The sequence below is a fragment of the Moraxella sp. Pampa genome (assembly GCF_035181385.1).
GTDB lineage: Bacteria > Pseudomonadota > Gammaproteobacteria > Pseudomonadales > Moraxellaceae > Moraxella.
Genome location: NZ_JAXCJK010000001.1, coordinates 569598 through 595900, shown reverse-complemented (window position 1 = coordinate 595900; position 26303 = coordinate 569598). Strand labels below are relative to the sequence as shown.

At 41.2% G+C, this 26303-nt stretch carries 25 protein-coding genes and 1 pseudogene; 15 read left to right on the top strand and 11 right to left on the bottom strand.

Annotated elements, in window-relative coordinates:
- Nucleotides 1–100 precede the first annotated feature (100 nt).
- The 4 genes from rpsI to R0123_RS02830 all read right to left on the bottom strand — a co-directional run bounded on the left by rpsI (nt 101) and on the right by R0123_RS02830 (nt 3197).
- Complete coding sequence (gene rpsI / locus R0123_RS02845; protein ID WP_323842561.1) at nt 101–487, bottom strand: 30S ribosomal protein S9; 387 nt, start codon at nt 485–487, stop codon at nt 101–103.
- 10 nt (nt 488–497) lie between these two features.
- Nucleotides 498–929 (bottom strand): 50S ribosomal protein L13, encoded by a 432-nt coding sequence (gene rplM / locus R0123_RS02840; protein ID WP_323842560.1) that lies wholly within the window; start codon nt 927–929, stop codon nt 498–500.
- Nucleotides 930–1496: 567 nt separating this feature from the next.
- Nucleotides 1497–2702: a glycosyltransferase family 4 protein gene (locus R0123_RS02835; RefSeq protein ID WP_323843034.1), complete on the bottom strand. Its 1206-nt coding sequence runs from the start codon at nt 2700–2702 to the stop codon at nt 1497–1499.
- A gap of 15 nt (nt 2703–2717) precedes the next feature.
- A complete protein-coding gene (locus R0123_RS02830; RefSeq protein ID WP_323843237.1) occupies nt 2718–3197 on the bottom strand; it encodes a peroxiredoxin in 480 nt (159 codons plus the stop codon).
- Nucleotides 3198–3370: 173 nt separating this feature from the next.
- Here R0123_RS02830 and R0123_RS02825 point away from each other — a divergent pair, with 173 nt between their 5' ends.
- A complete protein-coding gene (locus R0123_RS02825; RefSeq protein ID WP_323843033.1) occupies nt 3371–4684 on the top strand; it encodes an NCS2 family permease in 1314 nt (437 codons plus the stop codon).
- 89 nt (nt 4685–4773) lie between these two features.
- Here the strand turns inward: R0123_RS02825 and R0123_RS02820 are convergent, their stop codons facing one another.
- Together R0123_RS02820 and queC are read right to left on the bottom strand one after the other, a co-directional pair.
- Nucleotides 4774–5355 carry a TetR/AcrR family transcriptional regulator gene (locus R0123_RS02820; protein WP_323843032.1) on the bottom strand — a complete coding sequence of 194 codons (582 nt, stop codon included), beginning with the start codon at nt 5353–5355 and terminating at the stop codon, nt 4774–4776.
- 30 nt (nt 5356–5385) lie between these two features.
- Entirely contained in the window at nt 5386–6081 is a 696-nt protein-coding gene (queC, locus tag R0123_RS02815; protein ID WP_323843031.1) for a 7-cyano-7-deazaguanine synthase QueC, read from the bottom strand.
- Nucleotides 6082–6204: 123 nt separating this feature from the next.
- Here queC and R0123_RS02810 point away from each other — a divergent pair, with 123 nt between their 5' ends.
- A complete protein-coding gene (locus tag R0123_RS02810) occupies nt 6205–6834 on the top strand; it encodes a MarC family protein (RefSeq protein WP_323842555.1) in 630 nt (209 codons plus the stop codon).
- A 154-nt stretch (nt 6835–6988) separates the two neighbouring features.
- Here R0123_RS02810 and trpC read toward each other — a convergent pair whose 3' ends face one another.
- From trpC to R0123_RS02795, 3 genes are read right to left on the bottom strand one after another with little or no spacing between them, the layout of a single operon-like run.
- The gene (gene trpC, locus R0123_RS02805) at nt 6989–7822 is read right to left on the bottom strand and encodes an indole-3-glycerol phosphate synthase TrpC (protein ID WP_323843236.1); all 834 of its coding nucleotides are present in this window, start codon (nt 7820–7822) and stop codon (nt 6989–6991) included.
- A 41-nt stretch (nt 7823–7863) separates the two neighbouring features.
- The gene (gene trpD / locus R0123_RS02800) at nt 7864–8952 is read right to left on the bottom strand and encodes an anthranilate phosphoribosyltransferase (protein WP_323843030.1); all 1089 of its coding nucleotides are present in this window, start codon (nt 8950–8952) and stop codon (nt 7864–7866) included.
- A 48-nt stretch (nt 8953–9000) separates the two neighbouring features.
- Complete coding sequence (locus R0123_RS02795; RefSeq protein ID WP_323843029.1) at nt 9001–9624, bottom strand: aminodeoxychorismate/anthranilate synthase component II; 624 nt, start codon at nt 9622–9624, stop codon at nt 9001–9003.
- Between the two features lie 429 nt (nt 9625–10053).
- On the opposite strand from R0123_RS02795, the gene R0123_RS02790 reads away from it, so the two are divergent.
- The 10 genes and pseudogenes from R0123_RS02790 to R0123_RS02745 all read left to right on the top strand — a co-directional run bounded on the left by R0123_RS02790 (nt 10054) and on the right by R0123_RS02745 (nt 21500).
- Nucleotides 10054–11364: a hypothetical protein gene (locus tag R0123_RS02790; protein ID WP_323842210.1), complete on the top strand. Its 1311-nt coding sequence runs from the start codon at nt 10054–10056 to the stop codon at nt 11362–11364.
- Nucleotides 11365–11765: 401 nt separating this feature from the next.
- Nucleotides 11766–13763 carry a heme lyase CcmF/NrfE family subunit gene (locus R0123_RS02785; protein ID WP_323843028.1) on the top strand — a complete coding sequence of 666 codons (1998 nt, stop codon included), beginning with the start codon at nt 11766–11768 and terminating at the stop codon, nt 13761–13763.
- A 2-nt stretch (nt 13764–13765) separates the two neighbouring features.
- Nucleotides 13766–14347 (top strand): DsbE family thiol:disulfide interchange protein, encoded by a 582-nt coding sequence (locus R0123_RS02780; protein WP_323842208.1) that lies wholly within the window; start codon nt 13766–13768, stop codon nt 14345–14347.
- 9 nt (nt 14348–14356) lie between these two features.
- Entirely contained in the window at nt 14357–14836 is a 480-nt protein-coding gene (locus R0123_RS02775; protein ID WP_323842207.1) for a cytochrome c-type biogenesis protein, read from the top strand.
- A complete protein-coding gene (ccmI, locus tag R0123_RS02770; protein WP_323843235.1) occupies nt 14836–16095 on the top strand; it encodes a c-type cytochrome biogenesis protein CcmI in 1260 nt (419 codons plus the stop codon). The genes R0123_RS02775 and ccmI overlap by 1 nt, the downstream gene beginning before the upstream one ends.
- Nucleotides 16096–16304: 209 nt before the next feature.
- The gene (gene adk, locus R0123_RS02765) at nt 16305–16961 is read left to right on the top strand and encodes an adenylate kinase (RefSeq protein ID WP_323842206.1); all 657 of its coding nucleotides are present in this window, start codon (nt 16305–16307) and stop codon (nt 16959–16961) included.
- Nucleotides 16962–17148: 187 nt separating this feature from the next.
- A pseudogene (locus R0123_RS02760) lies at nt 17149–17273 on the top strand (IS1595 family transposase); the annotation flags it as partial.
- Nucleotides 17274–17415: 142 nt separating this feature from the next.
- Nucleotides 17416–18114 (top strand): IclR family transcriptional regulator, encoded by a 699-nt coding sequence (locus R0123_RS02755; RefSeq protein WP_323843027.1) that lies wholly within the window; start codon nt 17416–17418, stop codon nt 18112–18114.
- Between the two features lie 140 nt (nt 18115–18254).
- Nucleotides 18255–19670, top strand: a complete 1416-nt coding sequence (locus tag R0123_RS02750; protein ID WP_323843026.1) for a hypothetical protein — start codon at nt 18255–18257, stop codon at nt 19668–19670.
- Nucleotides 19671–21500 (top strand): CocE/NonD family hydrolase, encoded by a 1830-nt coding sequence (locus tag R0123_RS02745; protein ID WP_323843025.1) that lies wholly within the window; start codon nt 19671–19673, stop codon nt 21498–21500.
- 472 nt (nt 21501–21972) lie between these two features.
- Here R0123_RS02745 and R0123_RS02740 read toward each other — a convergent pair whose 3' ends face one another.
- A complete protein-coding gene (locus R0123_RS02740; protein WP_323842202.1) occupies nt 21973–22629 on the bottom strand; it encodes a hypothetical protein in 657 nt (218 codons plus the stop codon).
- A 157-nt stretch (nt 22630–22786) separates the two neighbouring features.
- Here R0123_RS02740 and R0123_RS02735 point away from each other — a divergent pair, with 157 nt between their 5' ends.
- Nucleotides 22787–23203: an HIT family protein gene (locus tag R0123_RS02735; protein WP_323843024.1), complete on the top strand. Its 417-nt coding sequence runs from the start codon at nt 22787–22789 to the stop codon at nt 23201–23203.
- A gap of 174 nt (nt 23204–23377) precedes the next feature.
- Here the strand turns inward: R0123_RS02735 and R0123_RS02730 are convergent, their stop codons facing one another.
- Nucleotides 23378–24151, bottom strand: coding sequence for a ferredoxin--NADP reductase (locus R0123_RS02730; protein ID WP_323842200.1), 774 nt, complete (start codon nt 24149–24151; stop codon nt 23378–23380).
- Nucleotides 24152–24355: 204 nt separating this feature from the next.
- Here R0123_RS02730 and tsaA point away from each other — a divergent pair, with 204 nt between their 5' ends.
- Nucleotides 24356–25057 carry a tRNA (N6-threonylcarbamoyladenosine(37)-N6)-methyltransferase TrmO gene (gene tsaA / locus R0123_RS02725; protein ID WP_323843023.1) on the top strand — a complete coding sequence of 234 codons (702 nt, stop codon included), beginning with the start codon at nt 24356–24358 and terminating at the stop codon, nt 25055–25057.
- Between the two features lie 138 nt (nt 25058–25195).
- Nucleotides 25196–26291 (top strand): peptide chain release factor 2 gene (gene prfB, locus R0123_RS02720; protein WP_323843022.1). Its coding sequence is split into 2 segments (ribosomal slippage): nt 25196–25267 and nt 25269–26291, totalling 1095 coding nucleotides; the frame shifts between segments, so codons are not numbered across the junction.
- Nucleotides 26292–26303 lie beyond the last annotated feature (12 nt).

The following is a 26303-nucleotide window of genomic DNA, read 5'->3' as shown; positions in this document are numbered from 1 at the left end:
TATTCTTTTTTTTACACTTTGCCAATATTTTTATACAAAATGAAGCATAAAAAAACTCCCGATAACGAGAGTTTTTTGAAATTTGCAAAAGCGTAAAAGATTAACGCTTTGAAAATTGTGGGCGACGACGAGCTTTGCGTAGACCCAATTTTTTACGCTCAACTTCACGAGCATCACGAGTAACGAAACCAGCTGCTTTTAGAGCAGGTTTTAGGCTTTCATCAGATTCAATCAATGCACGAGTGATGCCATGGCGAATCGCACCTGCTTGGCCACTTGCACCACCACCAGTAACGGTGATGTATAGGTCGTAATCAGTTGCAACATCAAGCAGCTCTAATGGCTGACGAACAACCATGCGAGAAGTCTCACGACCAAAGTATTCATCTAGGCTTTTGCCATTGATACTGATATTGCCTGTGCCTTTAGACAAGAAGACACGAGCGGTAGAAGTCTTTCTGCGACCTGTTCCGTAATTGCGTTCCATGTTTGTCTCCTTAGATGTCTAAAACTTGTGGCTGCTGTGCTGCGTGTGGGTGATCAGTACCCGCATACAGTTTTAGCTTTTTAATCATTGCATAGCCCAAAGGACCTTTTGGCAACATACCTTTAACGGCTTTAAACAACACATCTTCTGGCTTGTGTGCAAGAAGTTTTGTGAAGTTAGTTTCTTTAATACCACCTGGGTAGCCAGTATGTCGATAATATTTTTTATCTTGTGCTTTTTTGCCAGTAACAGCAATTTTGTCAGCATTGATGACAACGATATAATCGCCTGTATCAACATGGGGAGTGTACGATGGTTTGTGCTTGCCACGCAGACGAGAAGCAATTTCGGAAGCTAAGCGACCTAGTGTTTTGCCTTCAGCGTCCACAACATACCAGTCATGTACAACTTCAGCGGGTTTGGCACTGATAGTAGTAGTCATAGTTAAACCTTATTAAGTTTGAGAGAAAAGTTGGGGGAAACGAGGGCTCTCAAAAAACAGTTGCTAATTCTAACACAGTATAAGACCCTTTGCAAGCAAATTTTATCTCATTTTTTGTTTGTAAGAGGGTGTATCAAAGTAAGATGAAGTAAGATGCTCTAAGGTTGTGATGCAAAGCGTGTGTCATGATTTATCATACATTGGCTTATTAAATAAAAAGCACAAAAAATTAATTACCGTCATTTATGTGTGTTTTTTTAAAAATAAGTAGAGATAAAAATTGTCGGCAATTTCTTACATGCTGTGTTGGTGATGGCTGATGGCGTAGTTTGGCTAATTGTCTTATCCTATTCTTATTAAGAGGTCTGCGAGAATTAGATTGGTTAGTAAGGATTAAATAGGGACTAGATGGCAGATTGCCAAAACAATGATGACCAAAGGACTGCTTGCGACGGACAGCATTTACCCATACACCCAGTTTACCCAAGCTGGGTGTTTTTTTAGGTAAGTTTTTTTATTTTGTATTACCAGCTGTGATTTTAGATGGGTTGTAGATGGTAGGGTGGTTTAATCATCAATACGAATGCAGACCAGATTATCATGACGGTCGTTTTTGACCAGTTTACAATCAGGCATGAGCAACTGATATACCGCTAAGGTTTCGGCAGTTGTTTGTTCAATGGTATATTCATGTGTCATGGCGGGGCGCAGTCGATTTTGTAGATGAGATTTCACCGCTCTGCACAAGGCGATTGCACTTTCTTCTTTGACCAGACCTTGTGGATAAGTGGCGGTTAAAATATCAGCAAATGCCCCTTTTGCCCAGCCAACAACAGGGGTGCCAAGATGAATGGCTTGTAGAGCAGTCATGCCTATGCTTTCAGGGTGGTTGGCAAGTGCAAGAACGATGTTGGCTGATGATAGCCACTCTTTCATGTCTGGTGGTCTTCTACCAATGAAGGTAACTTTATTGTTTAAGCCTAAGGTGTGAATGCGTTGGGTAAATTCTTCATGAGCAATGTCTTGGCTGGTATGGGTAAGTTCCAAATCTTCAGCGATGATGACTTGAATGTCTGGGAATTTTTCTTGTAAATTGCCCAAAATATCTATCAGCCACTCTTGTCCATATTCTGCACCAATAGGCGTCGGGAAAAACAGCCATTTTTTATGTTCAAGCTCTGGGTATTCTGAAAAAACATTGTGTAGCCAATATATAGATGAGTTGTGCCGATATGGATAGGTGCGTATATCTACGCCACGCTTGATACAAATGATGCTAAAAGGAAGTTCTTGAATGTTCAATTCCTCCTGTTTTTGGGCAATTTTTGCTTTGAGATATTTATCAATACTCTTGGAGGCAGTAATGATGACATCAGAGTAAAACAGTGCGTGTGAGTAGGAATTCATGGGATAAAAACCATAAATACTGGCCACGATTTTTGGACGCATTTTTTTTGGGATAGGGCGTAACGCCCAGTGTAGCACCCAAGCAGGTGTGCGAGAGTGTACATGAATGATGTGTGGGCGTTGTTCTTGGATAATCTTGCGTAGCTTGAACACATTTTTTAACGCCCACCAAGATTTTTTTGGCATGGGTAATTTGTAATATACTGTGCCATCACGCAATAATCGTGTAACCAGCTCGCTGTCCTCATCTGCTGCCCCAATGACAATGGATTCATGACCTGCACGCATGAATGCGTGGGTGATGGCGTAGATGCCTCGTTCGGCTTCATCGTGTTTTAATGACGATGATAAGTGCATGACTTTCATGTGTTGTCTTTGATATTATAGGGTGTTTAGCAGGGTTTTGGCGTGTTCTTTGGCTTTGATATTGCGATAGCTGGCAGTCATTTGGCCGTTTTTATCAAATACAAAAGTTGAGCGAATGACACCAAGGTGTGTTTTGCCATACATCATTTTTTCTTTGATGACATCAAAATGCTGACAAAGCATTTCGTCAGTATCGCTCGCTAGGGCGATATTTAATGCTTTTTTGCTAATAAAATTATGATGAGATTTGATGCCATCACGAGACACACCAATGATTTGATAACCTTTGTTTGTAAATTCATCTTTAAGCACGGTAAAATCTACTGCCTGTACGCTACAGCCTGCTGTGTTGTCTTTTGGATAAAAATATAAAATTAATCCTTGTCCGCTACTTTTGACAAAATTTGCCAAATCAACTTGTCTTGTTGTGTTGTGCTCAACAAGTGTTATCTCAAAGGTAGGCAGGGTGATATTTTCGTGAGTATTTGTCATGATAAAATCGATAAAATGAAGTTGGTTGAAAACTTTGGGTAAAATTTTATTGTTATTTTACCTAAACTTTTCTTGTTATGGAGAAAATTTTGTAACTTTGTTGATGATAAATTGTAAAATCAGCAACTATTTAGTAAAATTAGACACCTTTATTGTTATTGACTGATGAGCGTTTTATGTCTTTATCTTCTTTTTTTAAACTTGATGAACGAAATTCTTCGGTTCGTCAAGAGGTTGTTGCAGGTTTGACGACATTTTTGGCCATGGTGTATTCGGTGATTGTTGTACCAAGTATGCTATCGCAAGCGGGCTTTCCTGCTGAATCGGTGTTTGTTGCGACTTGTTTGGTGGCGGGTCTTGGTTCGATTTTAATCGGTCTTTGGGCAAATGTTCCAATGGCAATTGGTTGTGCAATTAGCTTGACGGCATTCACGGCATTTAGCCTTGTTTTGGGGCAGGGCATCAGTGTGCCTGTGGCATTGGGTGCGATTTTCTTGATGGGTGTGCTGTTTACACTAATTTCAGCAACAGGCATTCGTGCATGGATTTTACGCAATTTACCAAGCTCAATTGCACATGGTGCTGGCATTGGTATCGGCTTGTTTTTATTGCTCATTGCTGCCAATGGTGTAGGTTTGGTAATTAAAAATGATGCAGGGTTGCCTGTAAAAATGGGGGAGTTTGCCTCATTTCCCGTCATCATGTCTTTACTTGGGTTGGCTGCAACCATTGGTCTTGAACGCAAGCAAATTAAGGGAAGTATTTTGTGGGTGATTATTGCCATCACGGTCATTGGTTTGATTTTTGATCCAAATGTGAAGTTTAGTGGCTCAATATTTAAGCTACCCACCATCACAGGTGAGTCGCAATTTTTTAATCTTGATATTGCAGGTGCATTTAATGCGGCAGTGTTGCCTGCGGTATTTGCCCTTGTAATGACGGCAGTGTTTGATGCAACAGGTACAATTCGTGCAGTGGCAGGTCAGGCAGAGCTGATCGATAAAGATGGTCAAATCATCAATGGTGATCGTGCTTTGACTGCAGACTCGGTGTCAAGCATCTTTTCAGGGCTGTTTGGCACGGCACCTGCTGCTGTTTATATTGAGTCAGCGGCAGGTACAGCTGTGGGCGGTAAGACAGGTTTGACAGCCATTGTGGTTGGTTTGCTATTTTTACTCATGCTGTTTTTTGGGCCTTTGGCATTTTTGGTACCAACTTATGCAACAGCACCTGCTTTGATGTATGTAGGTCTTTTGATGTTAAGCAGTGTCTCAAAGCTGGATTTTGATGACTTTGTAGGGGCAATGAGTGGCCTTGTATGTGCAGTGTTTATTGTGCTAACAGCCAACATCGTAACGGGCATCATGCTTGGTTTTGCAAGTCTGGTTTTAGGTCGTTTGATTGCAGGTGAGTTTGATAAGCTAAATGTTGGCACCATCATCATTGCAGCGATACTTGTGGCGTTTTATGCCTTTGGTTATGCGATTTAAAATCTAGATGATAATAAAACACCACCTGATTCAGGTGGTGTTTTATTAAGTCAAAAACCAAGCTGTTAGATGTTCTTTGTTCATTAATCCTATTTTTCTTTAACTTCATCAATCAAACCAAGCAAATAGGATTGAATTTTTGGCAAATATTCAGCTTGAATGTCGTTTAGCCATGCACCATCAACTGCACAACGAATGCTAGACAATCTAAAGTCATTGTCGGTATGAACATAGTTTTTAAGTTTATTGCTAAGCCAACCTTCCCATAGACCAATCAGTTTGCTTTCGGCATTCATTGCACGGATTAGACCTGCCCAGTCACTTGATAATCCAATATTTTCGTTGGTGAAAAATACATTCACATAGGCACGGGTAAATACACCTGTCTGTTCTCCTAGGCGTTCAATGTCTTGTAAAATCGCAGTATTAACTTGTGCGATGAACAGTTCAAAAACCGATTCTATGAGTGTATCTTTATTTTTAAAATGATGAAATAACCCGCCTTTGCTTGTCTCTGCTAAATCCGCAACTTTTTGCATGGATAAATTGGCGATGCCATCTGCCAACATCAGTTTTTTAGCGGCAATCAAAATATTGTGGCGAAGAAGCTCTGGATTGTTTTTGCGTTTTGGTTTGGTTGTGTCAAAAAGCTCAAACGATTGATGTTCCATAATTTTTTCCTTACCAATTTTTGATAAAATTTAGCTGTTTTGGTAGTGTGTGATATCATTCAAACCAGCATCAATAAAACCTTGGCGACGCAAGGCACAGCTGTCGCACATACCGCACGCATGCCCATCACCATCTGCCTGATAGCAAGAGACGGTTTGCCCATAATCCACACCAAGCGATAATCCAAGTTTTAGGGTTTGAGCTTTGGACAGATTTTGAAGTGGTGCGATGACTGATAGGCGATTGCCAGCACGACCTCTTACAGTGGCAAGATTGGCAAGCTCTTCAAAGGCTTTGATAAAATCAGGGCGACAGTCGGGATAGCCTGAGAAATCTACCGAGCTTACACCAATGATAATATGGTTGGCACCCATGACTTCTGCTGCTGCCAGTGCATAGGATAAAAAGATGGTGTTGCGAGCTGGTACATAGGTAACGGGCACAGCATTAGAACTGGCATCATAATCAGGCACATCAATATTTTGATCTGTAAGTGCTGAACCACCAAGTTGGGCAATGTCAATGTCGATGATACGGTGCATTACCCCAAGATGCTCGGTAATTTTTTTGGCGGCGATGAGTTCGCTAGAATGACGCTGGCCGTAGCGAAAGCTGATGGCGACAATGTCTTTAAAATTTGCTTTTGCCCAATACAGACAAGTTGTGGAGTCAAGTCCGCCAGAGAATAAAACGACGGCTTTTTTATCGTAAAAATCGTGATTCATGAAGTATAAGAATGTTTGAAAATCTTGAAATTCTACCATAAAAAATAAAGATTTTGGTAAGATTTTGCTGTTGCTTGTGGTAAAATGTCAAGTTTTATCGCAAGCTGAGTAAAATAGAATCATATGGATACCGAACTGATTAAAATTATTTTGGCATTTGTGGTGTTAATCAACCCATTTAGTGCACTGGGGTTGTTTTTAAACATCACCAAAACTTACAGTGCCCAAGACCGCAAAAAAGTGGCACAAATTGCTTGTCTGACAGTGTTGATTACCATCAGTTTTTTTACACTTTTGGGCGAGGCCTTGCTTGAAGTTTTGGGTATTTCGGTCGGGTCATTTCAGGTGGCAGGGGGTATTTTGGTCTTTTTGATTGCCATTAATATGATGAATGGCGGAGGCAATCCTGTCAAGCCGAATGAAGATGAGGTAGAGGTTAATTCTTCATTGGTGGCATCAGCGGTTGTGCCACTTGCCATTCCGATGATGGTTGGACCAGGGGGGATTTCAACTGTCATTATTTATAGCAGTCAAGTGGCTGGTGCCTTTCAAAAAGCCATGATTGTGGTGGCAGGATTGTGTATCAGCATCATTTGCTATTTGTCGTTAATGGCAGCAGGGCGTATCAGTCGTTTTTTGGGTGATACTGGGTTGAATATTTTAAGTCGTGTCATGGGTATGCTTTTGGCAGCGGTGGCGGTTGAGATTTTGGTCAGTGGACTGCGGACAATTTTTCCTGATTTGCTGAATTGATGGTTTTATTGTCCTTATTATCCATCAAATAATTGCCAATCTGCTAATATCATAACGATACAATAAAAAATATCAAAAAGCGAATGTCGGCATTCGCTTTTTAGATTGTCTTATGTTGGGTTGTCTTATGCTATTTAAAGCCCTATCATTCATATTACAAGCTGGCCAATAAATCGGCCAATGCCTGACCTGCATCGTTGGTTTTCATGAATTGTTCGCCAATCAAAAAATGATGAATGTTATTTTTTTGCATCAGTTGGATATCATCTGCGTCATTAATCCCGCTTTCGCTGACTACAAGTGCGTCATTGCCAAGTGTATCAAATAATCTTTGACATAGGTGGATACTGTGATTTAAATCTACTTGAAAAGTATTTAAATCCCGATTATTAATGCCATAAATATTATGAGGGCTTTTTGGTAGCCGTAAAGCACGTTCTAGTTCGTCTTGGGTGTGAATCTCAATCAGTATGTCCATGCCCAATTCTATGGCAATAGAGTGCAGTTGTGCCACTGTTTTATCATCAAGACACGCCATGATGAGTAAAATACAATCAGCACCCAAAGCACGGCTTTCAATGATGTGATAATCACTTACCATAAAATCCTTACGCAGCACAGGTAAATCACACGCCGAACGCGCTGACTTCATATATTCATCATGCCCCAAAAAATAGGTGCGATCGGTCAATACAGAAAGACAGGTTGCTCCTGCTTTGGCATAGCCTTTGGCACTGCTGATGGGATCAAAATTTTGGCAAATCACGCCTTTTGATGGGCTGGCTTTTTTAATTTCGCTGATGACCCCGATTTTATTTTCGTTCACTCTGACAGCACGCAAAGCATTGGCAAAGCCACGAGGTTTATCGTCATTGTTCTTAATGACATTTAATAACTCATCTTGGCTGATATGGTGTTTGGCTTGTTCAATCTCTTGATGCTTGGTGGCAACGATTTTTTGTAAAATGCTCGGTGTAGCGGTCTGAATCATGAGCCTTCCTAATGATTATAATCACTGATGAATTGTGTTTAAGAGTTAAAAGATTGGGTAAATTCGGCAAAGTTTTGCATTTTAATCAGTGCTTGACCGCTGGCGATGATCTTCTGAGCTGATTTTACTCCCTCTTTTAGACTGCTTGCCTTGCCTGCAACATAAATTGCTGCTCCTGCATTAAAAGCGATGATGTCTTGGGCTTTTTGAATGCGTAAGTCAGTTGCTTTGCCTGCCAGTGCTTGTTTGATGAGAATTAGACTGTCTTTTGATGACTCAACACTAAGCCCATCAAGACTTTGGGTGGCCAGTCCAACATCACTTGGGCTGATGATGCTATTTGTAATCTGACCATCTTTAAGTTCGCTGACAAAGTTTTCTCCCGCCAGACTAAATTCGTCCAATCCATCTGCTGAATGCACCACAATAGCATGGCGACTGCCTAGGTTTTTTAAGACTTGGGCAAAGGGTTGGCATAGTGATTCATCAAATACGCCAATGACTTGATTGATGACACCAGCAGGGTTGGTTAGTGGACCTAGTACATTAAAAATCGTGCGTACTTTTAATTGGCTACGCACACCAACGGCATACTTAATTGCCTTGTGGTGGTTGGGTGCAAACAAAAACCCCAGATTTTGTTCGTTCAGACATTGCAATACTTGAATGTTGTTTAAATCAAGGCGAATGCCTGCACTGGCAAGTAAATCTGATGAACCTGACTTGGTGGATACGCCACGATTGCCATGCTTGGCCACTACCACACCACTGCTTGCAACAACAAATGCGGCAGCGGTTGAAACATTAAATAAATTTGCACCATCACCACCTGTACCGACAATATCTACCACATTGGATAAATCTGTTATATTGATGCCATCGGCCAATTCACGCATGACAGATGCGGCGGCAGTAATTTCGCTGACACTCTCTCCTTTGATGTGTAAGGCGGTTAAGATGGCTCCCATCAGAGCGTCAGGACATCGTCCGTGCATGATGGTGAGCATGACGGCACGCATGGTCTTGCTATCAAGGTCTTTGTTTTGTAGCAAGGTTTTTAAAGCCTGACTTAAAAAGTCATTAATCTGTTTGTCGCTCAGTGTATTGATGGCATCAAAATTAATCATGATTTTTTCTTAAGATTTTTTATGTTTTTTATGTTAATGTTTGGGCGACTAAGCGATTTTTGGCAGATTGTCATTGCTGAGCTTTGCCAACCCATGCCTTGCTAAAAAGTTATTAAAAATTTTATAGCCATGCTCGCTTAGTATGGATTCTGGGTGAAACTGTACACCTTCAACATTCAGTGTTTTGTGCCGTACGCCCATGATTTCCTCCATTGTGCCATCGCTGTTTTGTGTCCAAGCGGTTATTTCTAGGCAGTCGGGCACGGTATTTTTGTCAATGACCAGCGAGTGATAGCGAGTGGCATTAAATGGGCTTGGTAAGTCTTGAAATACGCCAGTACCGTGATGATGAATCGGCGACAATCTGCCATGCATGACTTCGCTTGCTCGCACAACTTGCCCGCCAAATGCTTGACCAATCGCTTGATGGCCTAGGCATACGCCTAAAATTGGCACCACGCTTGATAGGCTGGTTAAAATGGGTAAGCTAACCCCTGCTTGAGTAGGGCTACAAGGACCTGGCCCCAAGATGATGGCTTTTGGGGCAAGCTTTTGAATTTCATCAAGGGTAGTTTCGTCATTGCGTAATACTTTGATGTCTTGTTGTAATTCACCAAAGTATTGAGCAATGTTGTAGGTGAAGCTACAATAGTTATCTATCATTAAAATCATATTTTTAGTCAAATTCCTGATTTTATTAGCTTTATTGGCTTTTTATCAGCTTAAATTTATTTTCTTATACTTAAATTTAAACTTAAAAAAATCACGCCTATTGTTTTAGTATATTGAGTATGTGTCTGTGTGAATTTTTGGACATGAATGTGGGTTGATGTCATGATATCATACTTATATCACATATCACACATTATCTTATATCATATAATGACTATTATCAATAATAATCATTGGCAAAAATCTGATGATGAAAATCTGACAGGGTGTGGAATTTATGATAAAATATTAAAACATATCAGAATGTCAATTGCACTAATGTCAAGATATTAATACCAAAAGTATTTGATTGCTTGGTGAAAGTTTAATTTCTCTTTTTTATCGTGGTTCATACTTGCCTTATTCATCAACTTTATGTATCAGTAAATTATGCTCAGCTCTATTTGGCAAGCCCTAGCTGCCCACCCTGAATTCATCGCCATGCTGACCATTCCGCCTGTAACAGCACTTGTTACTTGGGCACATGTGTGGATGGCACTTGAAATGCTGTTTCACCCGATTCATTTTTGGGGCATACGCATCAATGGACTGCCTTTTGGTTTAAAGGGTTTGGGTTGGCAAGGCATCGTTCCTGCCAAAGCTGGTAAAATCTCTGGGATCATTGTTGATCAGACGCTTTCAAAATTAGGCAACCTAGATGAGTTTTTTAGGGCGATGGAACCTGAAGAGATGGCTGATTTTATCGCAAATACTGTTGATGAAAACCTAGAGCAACTGATTGATGAAATCATGCATGAACGCCATCAGGGGCTGTGGAATGCCATGCCATATGCCGTTCGCCGCCGTATCTACGCCCATGCACGCAAAGAGCTGTCAAGTGTGATGAAGTCGCTGGTCATGGATCTGACTTATAATGTTGAGAGTTTGGTGGACATGCGTCAGATGATTGTGCGTAAGATGGAGGGCGACCGAAAGCTTATGGTGCAGATGTTCTTACGAGTGGGTAGAAAAGAGATTAAATTCATTTGGAAAATCAGTGCCTTAATTGGTTTTGGTTTTGGTATCATTCAAATGGCGATTTTTTATTTTGCGCCCCAACATTGGACGGTGCCATTTTTTGCAGCGATTTGGGGAGCTTTGACAAACTGGATTGCCATCTGGATGGTATTTAATCCCATTGAACCATGTTATATTCCATTCATTCGCATATTTTGTCGCAGTACCAATGGGATTCGTTTGATCTTTCCGCACATTCATCGCTATGCGTGGCAAGGTGGTTTTATGAAACGCCAAGATGAAGTATCAAGTGTATTTGCCGAAATTGTTGTTAATGAATTGGTAACACTTGAAAATATCATGAATGAGATGATGTATGGCGTAAGATCGGATAAAACACGCACACTGGTCAAAAAACATCTATACGATTTGTTGGAATCACCTGTGGTTGCAACCAGCTTAAAAGTGGGTATGACCCATAGAGAGCTTGATGAATTTAAAGACATAATTATTGACAAATCCATCGATGCGACAATGATACCAATTCGAGACCCTAGACTAAACACTTCACGCGCTGGCAAGATTTTTGGGTTGTTTGAAAGTCGCATTCGTGCATTATCACCACAAGAATTTCAAAATTTACTCAGACCTGCTTTTAAAGAAGATGAGATGACACTCATCATTCTTGGGGCGATTACAGGACTTGCAGCTGGCTGGTTGCATTTGGTGGTGGTGTTTTTTTGATGCTTAAAGATGGTTTGGGCGATTGGAGTGAATCAAACCAAAAAATTGTGTTAAAAACCATGTTTTAAAAACTATATTGCAAAAACTGGGTTTAATAAATTATTTTAGTAAAATGATTTTAATCAATGATGACAAGGCTGTCTGTTAAACATTTTTGCTTATCCTACGATGTGCAAAAGTATTTGATGTGATGGTTTTTTTATGTACTTATTTTTTATCATTCATTTGATGACAAGATAAAAGGATAAAACAGCTGATTGTTCTGATTGGCTGATTCATTGATTGATGATAAGAGTAAAACCAAACGACATTCATGCCAGCTCAATGCCAGCCATGATGATTGTATTTTAAAAAATCTTTTAATATCAAATGATTAAAAAATACCAATAGAAGGTATATTTATGCTAATTACAGAATTGGGTTATTTTGCACTGCTCTTAGCACTTGTGATTGCACTGTTGCAGGCAATTTTACCTGCCGTTGGCGTCATCAAACACCAAGTTCAATGGCAACGCCTTGCACCAAGTCTTTCGGTGGCACAGTTTGTGGCAATGTCGGTGTCGTTTGGTGCATTGATGGTAGGCTTTATTTATAATGATTTTAGCTTGGTGTATGTAGCAAGCCATTCCAACAGCCTTTTGCCTTGGTATTATAAGCTATCAGCGACTTGGGGCGGTCATGAAGGTTCGCTTTTGCTGTGGATAACAATTTTGTCAGCGTGGTGTATGCTTGTATCAGTCTTTAGTCGGGCATTGCCACTTGATATGCGTGCACGCGTCATGTCGGTGCTTGGTATGATACAGACAATGATGTTGCTCATGCTGATTTTTACATCAAGTCCATTTGAGCGTACTTTGCCAAATATTCCGATTGATGGTGTTGATCTAAATCCATTGCTCCAAGATCCTGGATTGATTTTTCATCCGCCAATGCTTTATATGGGCTATGTGGGTTTGGCGGTGCCTTTTGCGTTTTGTATGGCAGCATTGTGGGCAGGGCGACTAGATGCGGTATGGATGCGTTGGTCTCGGCCATGGACAGTAGTGGCGTGGGGATTTTTGACACTTGGGATTGCACTTGGCTCATGGTGGGCTTATTATGAACTCGGCTGGGGTGGTTGGTGGTTTTGGGATCCTGTAGAAAATGCTTCCTTGATGCCATGGCTTGCTGTAACGGCACTCATGCACTCACTGGCAGTAACAGAAAAGCGTGGTGTATTCAAGGCTTGGACAATGATGTTGGCAATTTTTGCGTTTGCGTTATCATTGCTAGGTACATTTTTGGTGCGTTCTGGAGCGATTACTTCGGTACACTCTTTTGCTGCTGACCCAACTCGTGGCCTTGCCATTTTGATGATTTTGGGATTGGTGATTGGTGGTGGTCTTGTGATGTTTGCCCTGCGTGGTTGGCGACTGACTGTTGAGAGTCGTTATGAGCTAAAATCTCGTGAGACTATCCTTATCATTAATAACATCATTTTGCTTGTGGCAATGCTTGTGGTTCTGCTTGGTACTCTGTATCCCATGCTTGCTGATGCCTTTAAATGGGGACAGGTGTCCGTTGGTCCGCCGTATTTTAATGCGTTATTTGTGCCTGCATCTTGGTTGTTGCTTGCTTTTATGGGCATAGGGGCAAATCTTCGTTACAAATATGATGGCCGCCCATTCTTAGCCACAGCTTTTGTTTGTGCAATAAGTGCGTGTGTTTTGGGTGCGGTGCTTACTTATCTGATGGGTACGCTTGCAGAATATGCTCATTTTGATAAGGCGGTATATATAACAGCAGTGCTGTCAATGTGGGTACTGTCATTCATGGTGTTAGATATCAAAGACAAAACACGCCATGCTACAAATTTGGTAGAAGGGCTAAAAAAACTTACGCCAAGCTACTACGGAATGCAACTTGCCCATATTGGTGTTTTGATAACGGCACTTGGTGTGGCAGGCGTGTCAGCGATGGGTCTTGAAAAAGATGTGGCGATGACGGTCGGCGACAGTGTTCATGTGCAAGGTTATGATTTTTATTTGCAGGAGTTTGATGAGATTGAAGGTGCCAACTATGATGCCACGCGTGCCACTGTACAAGTCAAAAAAGATGACGAACTCATCACAACACTTTATCCACAAAAACGCAATTATGTTGTTTCAATGATGCCAATGACCGAAGTTGGTATTCGTCCAAGCCTATTCAATGAGCTGTATATTGCTTTGGGTGAGCCAATCATTAATGATGAAGGAAAAGTAACTGCCGATACTTGGGCGGTGCGTATCTATGTCAAACCGATGGTACGCTGGCTGTGGCTTGGGGCAATTGTGATGGCACTTGGCGGATTGCTTGCCATGTTTGATAAACGCTATCGCATGAAAAAATTGAAAAACTTTGACGGTTGGGAGAAATAGACATGGCAAAAACAAATAAACATATGTGGATTTTTATTTTGCCTTTGCTCGTTTTTTTGCTTGCAATGACAATGTTTTATTTTCGTTTGGGCAAAGATACCGACATTAAGGTAAGTACGGCGATAAATAAACCTTTGCCAGCTTTTAGGTTGCCACTGCTTTCTGATACGACACGCATGATGACAAACGGTGATTTGCCACAAAAGCCATTTTTGCTTAATGTTTGGGGTTCTTGGTGCCCGACCTGTAAAATTGAACACCCATTTTTGATGAAATTGCATGCAGATGGTGTGTCGATGGTGGGCGTTAATTATAAGGATGAATTGCCTGATGCACTTGGCTATTTGAATCAATATCAAGACCCGTTCATCTACTCGTTGCAGGATTTAGATGGTCAATATGCCATTGATTTGGGTCTGACGGGTGCACCTGAGACTTTTGTTGTAGATGGTAAAGGCGTGGTCTATAAGCACATCTTGGGTGAGGTTGGTGAGAATAACTGGAAAAATGAAATCCAGCCGTGCTTGCTGGCCATTGGTGATGAAACACTTGGCGATGATGCCAAAATTCGTGCGTGCAGTTAGGGCTAAAATATGAAAAAAATATTCATGATGGTGTTGTTCTTGGGTATGATGACATCTGCTTGGGCAGGCATTGAAGTTTATGAATTTAAAACACCAGAAGATGAGACTCGTTATCGTGCACTCATTGAAGAGTTGCGTTGTCCAAAATGTCAAAACCAAAACTTAGCAGGGTCTGATGCACCAATTGCGTTGGATTTGAAACAAAAAACCTATGAGATGATTATTGACGGCAGAAGTGATACCGAGATTCGTGATTATATGTTTGAGCGTTATGGTGATTTTATCAGTTACAAACCACCTGTGCGACCATCAACTTGGATTTTGTGGTTTTTCCCACCTTTTTTATTGGTGTTGCTTATTGGTGGCTGGTTGTTAAAAACCAGACATTCTCGCCATAATATTCAAAAAGATGATGTTGATGCGTTAAGTGTCAGTGAAGAAGCACGACTTGCACAAATTTTAAACGCACATGATAAGAGAGAAAAGTGATGACATTGAGTTTGTGGCTATTTTTTACTTTGTGTGCAGCTTTGGTGTCGCTTGTATCGCTTGTAGTGATTTACCCTTGGTTGAAAGGGCGTGTGGCCAAAGACAACCGCCTGATGGCAATTAACATTGAGGTATTTAATCGTCGCATTAATGAGTTGCAAGCTGATAAAGATGCTGGCGTCATTGATGATGTTTATTATAACGCACAGTCTACCGAACTAAAACGCCAACTTATCGCTGCTCAGACTCATGCCGAAAGCCATGCGGTTGTGAGTGTTAAGTCTCGTCTGATTGTGATGATTTGGATTCCACTTTTGGCGATGCTTGCATATTTAACAACATCTGACCGTACGCCTGTATTTACATTATGGCAGTCCCAAGATACGGTAGGTCAAGTGGCAGATGATCTATTAACAGCAAAGATTGATACTCCGCCGCAATGGGCAAGTAAAAACAGTACAGCTCTCATCTCTGCCATGCAAACCAATGTTCATATGCACGCTGATGATGCCAATCGCTGGATGAGATTATCAGAGCTATTTGGTGCACTTGATGCCAAGCCGCAGGCATTAGAAGCATTGTCAAGGGCGTATAGGCTAGAACCTGATAATGTTGAGATTGCCATGACTTATGCTCAAACAAGTTTTTTTGTCAATAATGGTGTGCTTGATGCATCGGCTCGTGATGCAGTGCTTGGAATTTTGCGTGTGATGCCTGACCACGAAGGGGCTCAGATGATGATGGCGATGGCTGAGACTCGTGCAGGGAATTTTACCAATGCTAAAGCATGGGTGCATAAGTTGCGTTCCAGTGTTGCTGGCAAATCTGGTAACAGAAGCGAAGCATTGGCAAGTTTAGATTTGCTGCTGAGCAATATTGAAGCCCAAGAGATAAAAGCTGCTCAGGGTGTGAATGTTGCTATCATGTTAGATGCAAAACTGATGCCACAAATCAAAGAAGATGATGTGTTATTTGTTTCTATCGTATCGGTTAAAGGCGGTGCACCATATGCAGTGAAGCGTCTGCCTGTTAGCCAGATTAAAAATGGTCAGATGATGGTTTCTTTAAGCGATATGGATGCAATGATGCCAACTCGTACGCTGTCGCTTGGGCGTCAGAGCGATGAGTTGGTGGTCAATGCACGCATCAGCCATTTGGGTGAAGCGATGCCTAAGTCGGGTGATTTGTCGGCCAACCCTGTACCGCTTACCAAGACGAGCAATACAGCAACACTGACAATTTCACAAATCGTACCATGACCATAAAAACAACCTAAAATTTAGGTTGTTTTTATTTATGGCATAAGCTGTGTGCTTAACCAAGCAAGGTTTGAGCTAATTAATTGATGGCAATTTGAGTATTGCTTTGTCAATCCATTACCATAGATTTGCCAGTTTTTAAAAACCACTTGAACAATCCGACCAAGTGGTTTATAGTGTTAAATTGTTTTATTTTATTGGAGAGTGTTATGTTACGCATTATTTTGTTGGGACCGCCAGGTGCTGGTAAGGGCACACAAGCTCAGCTTATTTCAAAAGAATTTAATATTCCACAAATCTCTACAGGCGATATGTTGCGTGCTGCCATCAAAGACGGCACAGAGCTGGGTAAGATTGCTAAAAGCGTGATGGATGCAGGTCAGTTGGTATCTGATGAGCTGATCATCAATTTGGTGAAAGAGCGTATCGCTCAGCCTGACTGTGCTAATGGCTGTATTTTTGATGGTTTCCCACGCACTATTGCCCAAGCCCAAGCATTATCTGATGCTGGTGTGAATATTGACCATGTCATTGAAATTAGTGTGCCAGATGATGAAATCGTCAGCCGTATGTCAGGCAGGCGTGCACACTTGCCATCGGGCCGTACTTATCACATCACTCATAATCCACCAAAGATTGAGGGGAAAGATGATGTGACGGGCGAGGACTTGGTACAGCGTGATGATGATAAAGAAGAAGTGGTGCGTGATCGTTTATCGGTATATCATGCACAGACAGCAACGCTGATTGGGCATTATCAATCGGTGGCACAATCAGGTGAAAATGCTCCAGCATACCATGGTTTTGATGGTACAAAAGATATCAATACTGTGCGTGATGAGATTTTTTTGGTGCTAAAAGGCTGATTTGCCATTGACTAAAAAAAGACCTTGATTTAAGGTCTTTTTTTATTTGACCATTTTCAAAAAAATAGGTAAAGACAACCATTAAGGAAGATGGGTTTTTTAATCTTGTTAAAAAAGTAGTCAGTAGTCAAAGCCCATAGAAAAAAACTGCCTTTTCTGCGCTTGTGTTCTCGATATAAACGAGTGCTTGAGAAAATACAACGGTATTGACAAGAAAAATTTTATCTTTTCATCAAAGAATGTGAATTTAGAGTTAACTATGGCACACCATCCAATCAGCTTAGAATACCTAGAAAATGGTATGGGATTTAGGGCTTATCTACTGCAGCCCTTAAAAATTGAACAAATTTTTGACAAGATAAAAAATCACTTGATTTTACCCACAGTTTAAAGTTAATATAAGTCTTAAAAATAAAACATCGATTTGCTTGATAAACCAAGCCAGTGAGCGATTATGATTGCCAGCGTCTCCACCGCCTTAAAGTTACTTAAACAGCTTGCCAGCACACCCAATATTGGATTAAGTGAGCTGGCACGCATCACTCAAACCAACAAATCTCGCACTTTTAGAATGCTGTGTTCGCTTGTAGAAGAGGGCTTGGTGCAACAGGATACACAGGGGCGTTATCATTTGGGCTACCAAGCACTGATGATTGGGCAAGCGGCCTGTAAGCAAATCAGTTTGGTGCAAGTGTCTGAGCCAATCATCAGGCAAATTGCCAGTCAGTTTGATGAGAATTTTCAGATTCGTATTCGTGATGGCGAGCAAACGATGCAGATTTATGCGCATCGCTCAACACAGCCTTTGCAAGTAGTAAGCCAGATGGGTAATCGCCGCCTATTGGGAATGGGGGCGGCAGGCAAGGTGCTACTGGCGTGGATGAGTGCTGACGAGGCTGAACATCTAAACCCGACGCTCAAGGCAGATTATCATCAATTAACCGATGTCCGTCAAAATGGATTTGCAGAGTCTTTTGGGGAGATTACCAAGGGCGTGGGCGCGACTGCAGTGCCTTTATTTGAGCATAAGACATGTGTGGCTTGTTTGAGTGCAAGCGTGCCATTGGTAAGACTTGATGAGGTTTATCATCAAGCACTACGCAAAGCATTGCTAAATGCCAAAGATGATATTAGTAGCTTGTTGAGTCGGTAAAACTCATTGGGTTGGCAATGTGTTTGTAATTTTGTATATTTATATCAGTATTTGTAATTAGCTCATTGTGCTTAACATTTAAATGACTTGGTATTTAAATGATTTTGGTATTTAGGCAAATTTTTATTTAGGAGAGTGTCATGACGACCGTCGTTCAAGGAAAACGTACAATGAGTCCAACCATTGTGATGGTGATTATTGTTTTAATTGCTGCATTGCTCACCTATCTTGTGCCATCTGGTGAATTCAAGCGTGAAAAGGTGGAACAACAAGATGGTAAAAAAGTGACTTTGGTTGTGCCCGACAGCTATAAAACAACGCAAAAAGAGTATTCGTTTAGTGATGTTTTGGTGGGTACACCCAGCAAAGAGGTGGTTAAACCTGTTAGTGTTATTCAGACTTTGCACGCTGTCCCCAAAGGCATCATTGAACAGGCGGATTTGATTTTTATGGTGATGTTCATCGGCGGTATGTTTGGAGTACTTAGCAAAAGTGGTGCGATTGAGGCAGGTCTTGAGCGGTCTTTGAGCATCACCAAGGGCAATGTTTATCTGCTGGTACCTTCTTTGATGATTATTTTTTCTTTGGGCTCTACTTTTATGGGTATGGCAAAAGAATACCTGTTGGTGATTCCTATGGTCATCGCAATGACTGACCGCTTGGGGCTCTCCAAGGTAACAGGGCTTGCCATAGTTACGCTTGCGGTCAAAGTGGGTTACTTGGCGTCACTTACCAACCCTTATGCTTTGGCGGTGGCACAGCCGTTGGTAGGTGTTCCTGTTTTTAGTGGCATGAGTATGCGTTTGGTGACTTATGTTGCAATGATGGGTATATGTATTGCTTATGTGCTTTGGCATATTCGCCGTGAAAATGCAGGTGGTCAAAAACTCAGTCATAGTTTTGATAGCACGCCTTTATCAGCACAGCATCTTTGGTTGTTGATAGCTTTAGGGGTGGGTGTGGCCTTTATGGTGTATGGGTCACAAACTTGGAAATGGAAAGCTACTGAATTATCCGCTTATTATCTGTTTTTGAGCGTGGTGTTTGCAGCGATTGCCAAAATGCGTCCCAGTGATGCTGCCGATGCGTTTGTTGCAGGTATGAAAAAAGTATTGATTGCGGCTGTGCTGATTGGGCTTGCAACCGCCGTTGCCATTATCCTAAAAGAAGGTCAAATTATGGATACGATTATTCATTATTTGGTAGGATTTATTGGCGGAAACGGTGCTTATATTTCTGCTTATAGTATGTTTGTCTGTCAGTTGCTATTGGATATTGCTATTCCAAGTACTTCAGGTCAAGCTGCTGTTACGATGCCTATCTTGGGTCCTGTGGGTGAAATTGTAGGTGTTACACCGCAAACGACTGTTTTTGCTTTTTTGATGGGCAATGGCCTAACCAATGTGATTACGCCGACATCAAGTGGCCTATTGATTTTTTTGGCGACAGCTGAAGTAAGTTGGACGCGCTGGGCGAAATATGTCTGGCCACTGGTTGTTATTTTGTTCATAACTGCTTTAATTTTATTAACCATTGCTGTTGCAACAGGGTACTAAATGTTGATAAGTAATCAAATGATTGCCATGCGTGATGGTATACGCTTGGCAACAGATATATACCTACCAGACGATATGACAGAAGATAACTCTTGGCCTGTTGTATTGGAGCGTACGCCTTATGACAAAACAGCTCATTCACGGTCTGAAATCAATGCAGATGGCACAAAAATCGGTCGTGAGCAAATGGCACAAGCTTTTAATAAGGCAGGATTTGTGATGGTATTTCAAGATTGCCGTGGACGCTATCGCTCCGAAGGTAATTTTGTTAAATATCTCAATGAGGCTGAGGATGGTATTGATACATTAAACTGGTTGGCAGAACAATCCTGGTGCAATGGCAATATCGGTACAATGGGATTATCATATGCAGCACATACCCAGCTTGCCTTAGCCTGTCTAAATCCACCACAACTAAAAACAATGATTTTGGATTCAGGAGGCTTTGCCAACGCTTATCAATGTGGTATTCGTCAAGGTGGAGCATTTGAACTCAAACAGGCGACATGGGCGTTTAAGCAAGCCAAAAATAGCCCAAAAGCCAAAACCGTACCACACATTTTAGCCGCACTTAATGACCAAGATATTCATACTTGGTTTACCAAAATGCCATGGCTTAAAGGGCACAACCCATTAAGCAGTTTGCCAGAGTACGAAGCGTATTTGCTAAAGCAATGGCAACATGGTGTATTTGATGAGTTTTGGCAAAAAATTGGAATTTATGCCGAAGGATATTATGATAATATTCCAGATATTCCTATTTTACATATGTCCAGTTGGTACGATGCCTATGTCTCTTCAACTTTGCAAAATTTTAGCGAATTGACACAGCGTAAAACCGCCCCGCAACATCTAATCATGGGTCCTTGGTTGCATGGCGACCGCAATATTACGCACAGCGGTGAGGTGCAATTTGGCCAGTCTGCACAGTTTGATGGAAATTTAGGCTTAGACTGGCTAAGCTATCGCTTAGCGTGGTTTGCAAAGCATTTGCAAAATAAAAATACATCTTGTGATACACCAAAAGTGAGCATTTTTGTCATGGGCGGTGGTCAGGGTAATAAAACTGAACAAAATCAGCTTAACCACGGGGGGTATTGGTGTCATGACACGCAATTTCCTTTTACCAATTCGCAAAAACTGACCTTTTATTGTACTAAAGAGTATCAATTGTCTTTACAAAAACCATCCGAAGATGATTGCATATTTTTCGAATCTGACCCCAATCACCCCATACCCACAATAGGTGGTGCGATTACCTCTGGCAAACCTGTTTATGTGGGTGGTGCGTTTGACCAAAGGGAGCGTCCTGACTTTTTTGGCACAGATGGTAGTAACCAACCATTGACCGCGCGCCATGATATCGTAAGCTTTCAAACACCGCCTTTGACAGAAGATTTGGTTGTAGCGGGCGATATTGAGGTGCATGTATGGCTGACCTGCGACGCTCCTGACTGCGACATTACAGTCAAGCTGGTTGATGTGTACCCAGCCTGCGATGACTATCCGCACGGATTTTCCATGAATTTAACTGATGGTATTATGCGTGCCCGTTATCGTCATAGTTGGTCAAAACCCACCATGATGACAGGTGAGAAGGTCAAATTAACGGTTAAACCTTTTGCAACGGCAAATGTCTTTAAAAAAGGGCATTGTATCCGTCTTGACATTGCAGGCAGTAATTTTCCGCATTTTGATTGCAATCCCAACAGTGGCGAACCAGAAGGGCAGGCTCGCCACAAACAGATTGCCAAAAATACGCTGCATTTGGGAGGTGAATTTGCAACAAAGCTTTGCTTGACGGTATCTGCAATGTTACCACCGCAATAGTTTGGGTTCAAAACCACTTAATTACAATGGGTCTGGGTTTTAAAAACTTAAAAACCCATTGGTAATTAAAAATCGCATTGTGAAATAAAACTACTGTAAAACTTGGGGTGGGTAGGATTAAATTCCACATCATTTTTTCAGTACTTTGAGCTGATTAGATGGCGTGCCATAGTTGAATCGAAATTGGTATTTTTACCATTGCCATGCTGATACGCTTTTGTATATAAAACTGACCATATTGCCCAAAAATTACTACAAGCTACATGCTTTGTATAACGCACCGTTTTTATCTTAGGTTTTTAATGGCGTTTTGGTGCCATACTCAGGCCTATTTTTTCGCAGTAGTGTTGTAGTTTTTTTATCATAAGGTGAGCACCATGTCCAATAAACCGCACTTTCTGATTTAAAAAACTCACACCAAGCTTACTTGGATTAAAAGTGTATCCAAGGTTGAAACTGATTGGTGTAAATCTTAGGTATACTGTGTTTGATAATGTGTTGTGACTTTGTGGCGTATGGACTCTTGCAGGTAGGTTAGTGCCTGTGGCGTGCGGTCCTTTAAAAGATTCAGTGTGTGCGTGGTGGCAAGAGCGTGTGTATTGGGCAGGCGTATGTAAGCATCATGGGTGGCAATGGCAAACTCTTCATCATCAAAGTCCACGCTAATCAGCTGTTTGTTGGGATTTTTATGTAGAATGTGTACATTGCCCGTCAGTACAAAACCATCGGCTTCGTTGGCTAGTGTTTGGGGTATGTCGTTGGTATAAACAGCTTGTGTATCTTTGGCGGTGTTGGTGAATGACAAATGCAGAGCAAGCGGAAATTCATCACAAACAATGACAGTTGTACCGCTGATTTTAATGTGAGTGGCAGGTTTGATGGTATTATCAGGCAGATTAAGCCATTGGCAAGCGGTCTGCGCGGTAACTTTTTCGTTCATGAGTTTTAGCATGGATAAATCAAGTGGTTTTTCGGCTTTGATGTCCTCAGGCAGGCTGTCATAATGTGCCAAAAAAATCATAGGCAAGTCTTTTTTGATGATGAATTTGTCAATTTTCACATTGTGCGTGCGAAAGATAAAATCTGGCTCAGTTAAAAGCTCTTGTAAAATAAAGGTATGTTTGGTCATAAAATTGGACTATAAATTTGTTAAATTTTGCTTTACTATACCACAAAACTATATCATAAATCTGCGTGTATTTTGACAGAATTTAGCAAAACAATTTGCAAAAATCTGTGCTAAAATGCGGGCAAAGTTAATTTTTTTGACAAGCTTGGAGTGTAGCATGATTTACGATAATACCAATATTTTTGCCAAGATTTTGCGTGGTGAGATTGCGTGCCACAAGGTCTATGAAGACGACAAAACGCTTGCCTTTATGGATGTCATGCCACAGGCGACAGGTCATGTGCTTGTGATTGGTAAGTGCAAAGCGGTGGAAATGACCGATTTACCCCTTGAATATGCTACCGCCATCATTGCTACGGCTCAAAAAGTCATCAAGGCACAGCGAGTAGCATTAAATGTAGAGGGTGTGGTGCAAATGCAATTAAATCATGCCAAGGCAGGGCAAAGTGTATTTCATTATCATATGCACTTAATCCCAACACATGTGCATGAACTTGGTAAACATGAAAGTGAATTTGCCAAGCAAGATGAGCTGGCAGAGCTGGCAGCTAAGATTCGTCAATGCATCAAATAAGACATTAAAAAGAGAAGAAATCTGACCGCTTATCTTTTTAAAAGTTTTTGTTTGTTTTTACTAAATGATGAATGCTAAATGCTCTAAAAATGATGATTTGTGATGATTTATCAATAAAAAAGTAAAAAAATCGCACTTGGAGTGCGATTTTTTTTTGTAATACAGATTAAAAAATTAACCCACAAAAGCTCTTTCTACCACATAATCGGCAGGTACACCCATGCGTGGCGAGACGCTCAAACCAAACTCATCTAAAATGGCACAAGTGTCGGCATTCATCGCCATGCTGCCACAAATCATCACACGATCATCGTCTTTGTTTATTGGTGGCAAACCAATGTCTTCAAAGAGTTTGCCTGATTTTAATAGGTCGGTTACACGCCCTGTGTTTTTAAATTCATCACGAGTAACGGTTGGGTAGTAGATGAGTTTTTCACGCACCCACTCACCAAAAATTTCATCGTTTGGTAATTCATTTTCAAAAAAATCACGATATGCCAAATCTTTGGTATGACGCACCCCATGCACGAGAATCACTTTTTCAAATCGTTCATAAACCTCGGGCTCACGAGTCAATGATAAAAATGGGGCAAGACCTGTGCCTGTAGCAAGTAAGTATAGATGTTTGGCTGGTAATAAATCATCTAATACCAGCGTGCCTGTGGGTTTTTTGCTGATTAATAATTCATCGCCAACTTTGATGTGTTGCAGGCGGGAGGTCAATGGGCCGTCTTGTACTTTAATGGAATAAAATTCTAGCTCTTCTGCCCAAGCAGGGCTTGCGATAGAATATGCACGCACCAAAGGCTTGCCATCAACCATCAGTCCAATCATGGCAAATTCACCACTACGAAAGCGTAAAGAATCACTGCGTGTGGTTTTGATGGTGAAAAGGCTGTCTGTCCAATGATGGACATGGGTAACAATTTCGGTAATGAATTTTGACATGGTAAAAATTCCAAAATGAAAATAAAGTGATGAAAATAAAGTTTTGTATGTTGGTCAGTGAGCTGTCATTGGGTTAAATTTTATCATAGAATGAATGCGTTACAAAAACAAAATTTGTGCTATGATAGCGTTTTTTAACACAAACTGTTATTGATTTTTTGACATAAGCTTTGTTGATTTTAACACAAACCATCTCAAAACGCCATGAATACGCACACACTCCCCATCATTGGGCAACACCATTCGCCACTGTCTCAAAAATTTGGCATTCCACGCCAGCCAAATTTGGTTGCCATCAAAAGCCATATTACTTTTTATCCACCTTTTGATAATCCTGATGCTTTTGTGGGGATTGACAATTATAGTCATTTATGGGTGCTGTGGCATTTTCATCATAATAAAGTTCAGGACGATTTTCGCCCACAAGTGCGTCCGCCTCGATTGGGTGGTAATAAAAAACTAGGCGTATTTGCCACTCGCAGTATGTATCGTCCGTCCAATATGGGTCTATCGGTGGTGGCATTTGACAAAGTAGAGATTGTTGATAATAAATTGATGCTACACATCATGGGGGCGGATATGGCAGATGGTACGCCAATATTGGATATTAAGCCCTATCTGGCATTTGCTGATGGTGTGGGTAACGCATTAAGTTTTGATAAACCGACCGTTCGGATTGCAAAGTTTAGTGAACAGGCTGAACATGATTTTTATCATCTTAAAAACCTTCATCTGAATCAAAATGACAAACAGCTCATCAGCGATTTAATTGCCCAAGATCCAAGAGTTGCTTACCGTCAAGATGAGATAAATACCATCAGCACCATGCGTTATAAGTCGGTAGATGTGGATTTTGTCATGAATGAGCAAGGGGTGATGGTGATACAAGCTTTGCGAGAAATTTAAGCCATTTGGTGAAAGATTATTCTCAAATCCCATAAATTTTGCTATAATTTTGTGCTAATTTATTGTACTTAGTGGCTAGTGGCTTAGTGTCATGACATTTACATTTATTTTGAATTAAAAATTAAAAAGGTTGTTATCATGGAAATTGCCCCATACCAAGAAAAAATTAAAGACCTGACCGAACGAGGTCAAGACTTACGGAGGTATCTTTGACTTTGATGGTAAAAAAGAACGCTTAGAAGAAGTTAATCTAGAGCTTGAAAATCCAGAAATCTGGAATGATCCAGAACTGGCGACCAAAATCAGCAAAGAAAAATCTGTGCTAGACGGCATTATTGGTGTCATTGAAAGCCTTGATGCAACATTAGAAGATGCTGCTGCCATGCTAGAACTTGCGGTTGAAGAAGACGATGAGAGCTTGATTTTTGATGTTGAAAACGAGCTTAATGATGCCACCGAAAAAGTTGAAGATTTAGAATTTAAGCGAATGTTTAGTGGGGAAATGGACGCCAACAACTGCTATTTGGACATTCAGGCAGGTTCTGGTGGTACAGAAGCACAAGATTGGTCGGAAATGCTTCTTAGAATGTACCTGCGATGGTGTGAGTCTCACGGCTTTAAAGCGGAGGTTTTGGAGGTTTCAGAAGGCGGTGTGGCTGGCATCAAATCAGCAACCATCTGCGTTAAGGGTGATTATGCTTTTGGCTGGTTGCGTACTGAAATTGGCGTGCATCGTCTTGTGCGTAAGTCGCCATTTGATAGCAATAATGGGCGTCATACATCATTTTCTGCTGTATTTGTCTCGCCTGAGATTGATGATAATGTGCAAATTGACATCAATCCTGCCGATTTAAGGATTGATACCTATCGTTCAAGTGGTGCAGGGGGTCAGCATGTCAATACGACCGATTCAGCCGTGCGTATCACGCACCAGCCCACAGGTGTGGTTGTCGCTTGCCAAAATGAACGCTCTCAACACGCCAACAAAGATACTGCCATGAAAATGCTCCGTGCTAAATTGTACGAGTTAGAAATGCAAAAACGCATGGAAAAACAGCAGGCTTTAGAAGAAAGTAAATCTGACATTGGTTGGGGTTCGCAGATTCGCTCTTATGTGTTAGATGATTCACGCATCAAGGACTTGCGTACTGGTGTTGAAACTTCAAATACGCAGGCTGTATTAAATGGCGATTTGGATAAGTTTATTGTGGCAAGTCTAAAAGCAGGATTGTAATATCCGATCGAT

What these genes read in the sequence shown, in the direction of transcription:
- rpsI (WP_323842561.1), bottom strand. Translation starts at nt 487, where the DNA reads ATGGAACGCAATTACGGAACAGGTCGCAGAAAGACTTCTACCGCTCGT.
- rplM (WP_323842560.1), bottom strand. Translation starts at nt 929, where the DNA reads ATGACTACTACTATCAGTGCCAAACCCGCTGAAGTTGTACATGACTGG.
- R0123_RS02835 (WP_323843034.1), bottom strand. Translation starts at nt 2,702, where the DNA reads ATGAAAGTCATGCACTTATCATCGTCATTAAAACACGATGAAGCCGAA.
- R0123_RS02825 (WP_323843033.1), top strand. Translation starts at nt 3,371, where the DNA reads ATGTCTTTATCTTCTTTTTTTAAACTTGATGAACGAAATTCTTCGGTT.
- R0123_RS02820 (WP_323843032.1), bottom strand. Translation starts at nt 5,355, where the DNA reads ATGGAACATCAATCGTTTGAGCTTTTTGACACAACCAAACCAAAACGC.
- queC (WP_323843031.1), bottom strand. Translation starts at nt 6,081, where the DNA reads ATGAATCACGATTTTTACGATAAAAAAGCCGTCGTTTTATTCTCTGGC.
- R0123_RS02810 (WP_323842555.1), top strand. Translation starts at nt 6,205, where the DNA reads ATGGATACCGAACTGATTAAAATTATTTTGGCATTTGTGGTGTTAATC.
- trpD (WP_323843030.1), bottom strand. Translation starts at nt 8,952, where the DNA reads ATGATTAATTTTGATGCCATCAATACACTGAGCGACAAACAGATTAAT.
- R0123_RS02795 (WP_323843029.1), bottom strand. Translation starts at nt 9,624, where the DNA reads ATGATTTTAATGATAGATAACTATTGTAGCTTCACCTACAACATTGCT.
- R0123_RS02790 (WP_323842210.1), top strand. Translation starts at nt 10,054, where the DNA reads ATGCTCAGCTCTATTTGGCAAGCCCTAGCTGCCCACCCTGAATTCATC.
- R0123_RS02785 (WP_323843028.1), top strand. Translation starts at nt 11,766, where the DNA reads ATGCTAATTACAGAATTGGGTTATTTTGCACTGCTCTTAGCACTTGTG.
- R0123_RS02780 (WP_323842208.1), top strand. Translation starts at nt 13,766, where the DNA reads ATGGCAAAAACAAATAAACATATGTGGATTTTTATTTTGCCTTTGCTC.
- R0123_RS02775 (WP_323842207.1), top strand. Translation starts at nt 14,357, where the DNA reads ATGAAAAAAATATTCATGATGGTGTTGTTCTTGGGTATGATGACATCT.
- ccmI (WP_323843235.1), top strand. Translation starts at nt 14,836, where the DNA reads ATGACATTGAGTTTGTGGCTATTTTTTACTTTGTGTGCAGCTTTGGTG.
- adk (WP_323842206.1), top strand. Translation starts at nt 16,305, where the DNA reads ATGTTACGCATTATTTTGTTGGGACCGCCAGGTGCTGGTAAGGGCACA.
- R0123_RS02755 (WP_323843027.1), top strand. Translation starts at nt 17,416, where the DNA reads ATGATTGCCAGCGTCTCCACCGCCTTAAAGTTACTTAAACAGCTTGCC.
- R0123_RS02750 (WP_323843026.1), top strand. Translation starts at nt 18,255, where the DNA reads ATGACGACCGTCGTTCAAGGAAAACGTACAATGAGTCCAACCATTGTG.
- R0123_RS02745 (WP_323843025.1), top strand. Translation starts at nt 19,671, where the DNA reads ATGTTGATAAGTAATCAAATGATTGCCATGCGTGATGGTATACGCTTG.
- R0123_RS02740 (WP_323842202.1), bottom strand. Translation starts at nt 22,629, where the DNA reads ATGACCAAACATACCTTTATTTTACAAGAGCTTTTAACTGAGCCAGAT.
- R0123_RS02735 (WP_323843024.1), top strand. Translation starts at nt 22,787, where the DNA reads ATGATTTACGATAATACCAATATTTTTGCCAAGATTTTGCGTGGTGAG.
- R0123_RS02730 (WP_323842200.1), bottom strand. Translation starts at nt 24,151, where the DNA reads ATGTCAAAATTCATTACCGAAATTGTTACCCATGTCCATCATTGGACA.
- tsaA (WP_323843023.1), top strand. Translation starts at nt 24,356, where the DNA reads ATGAATACGCACACACTCCCCATCATTGGGCAACACCATTCGCCACTG.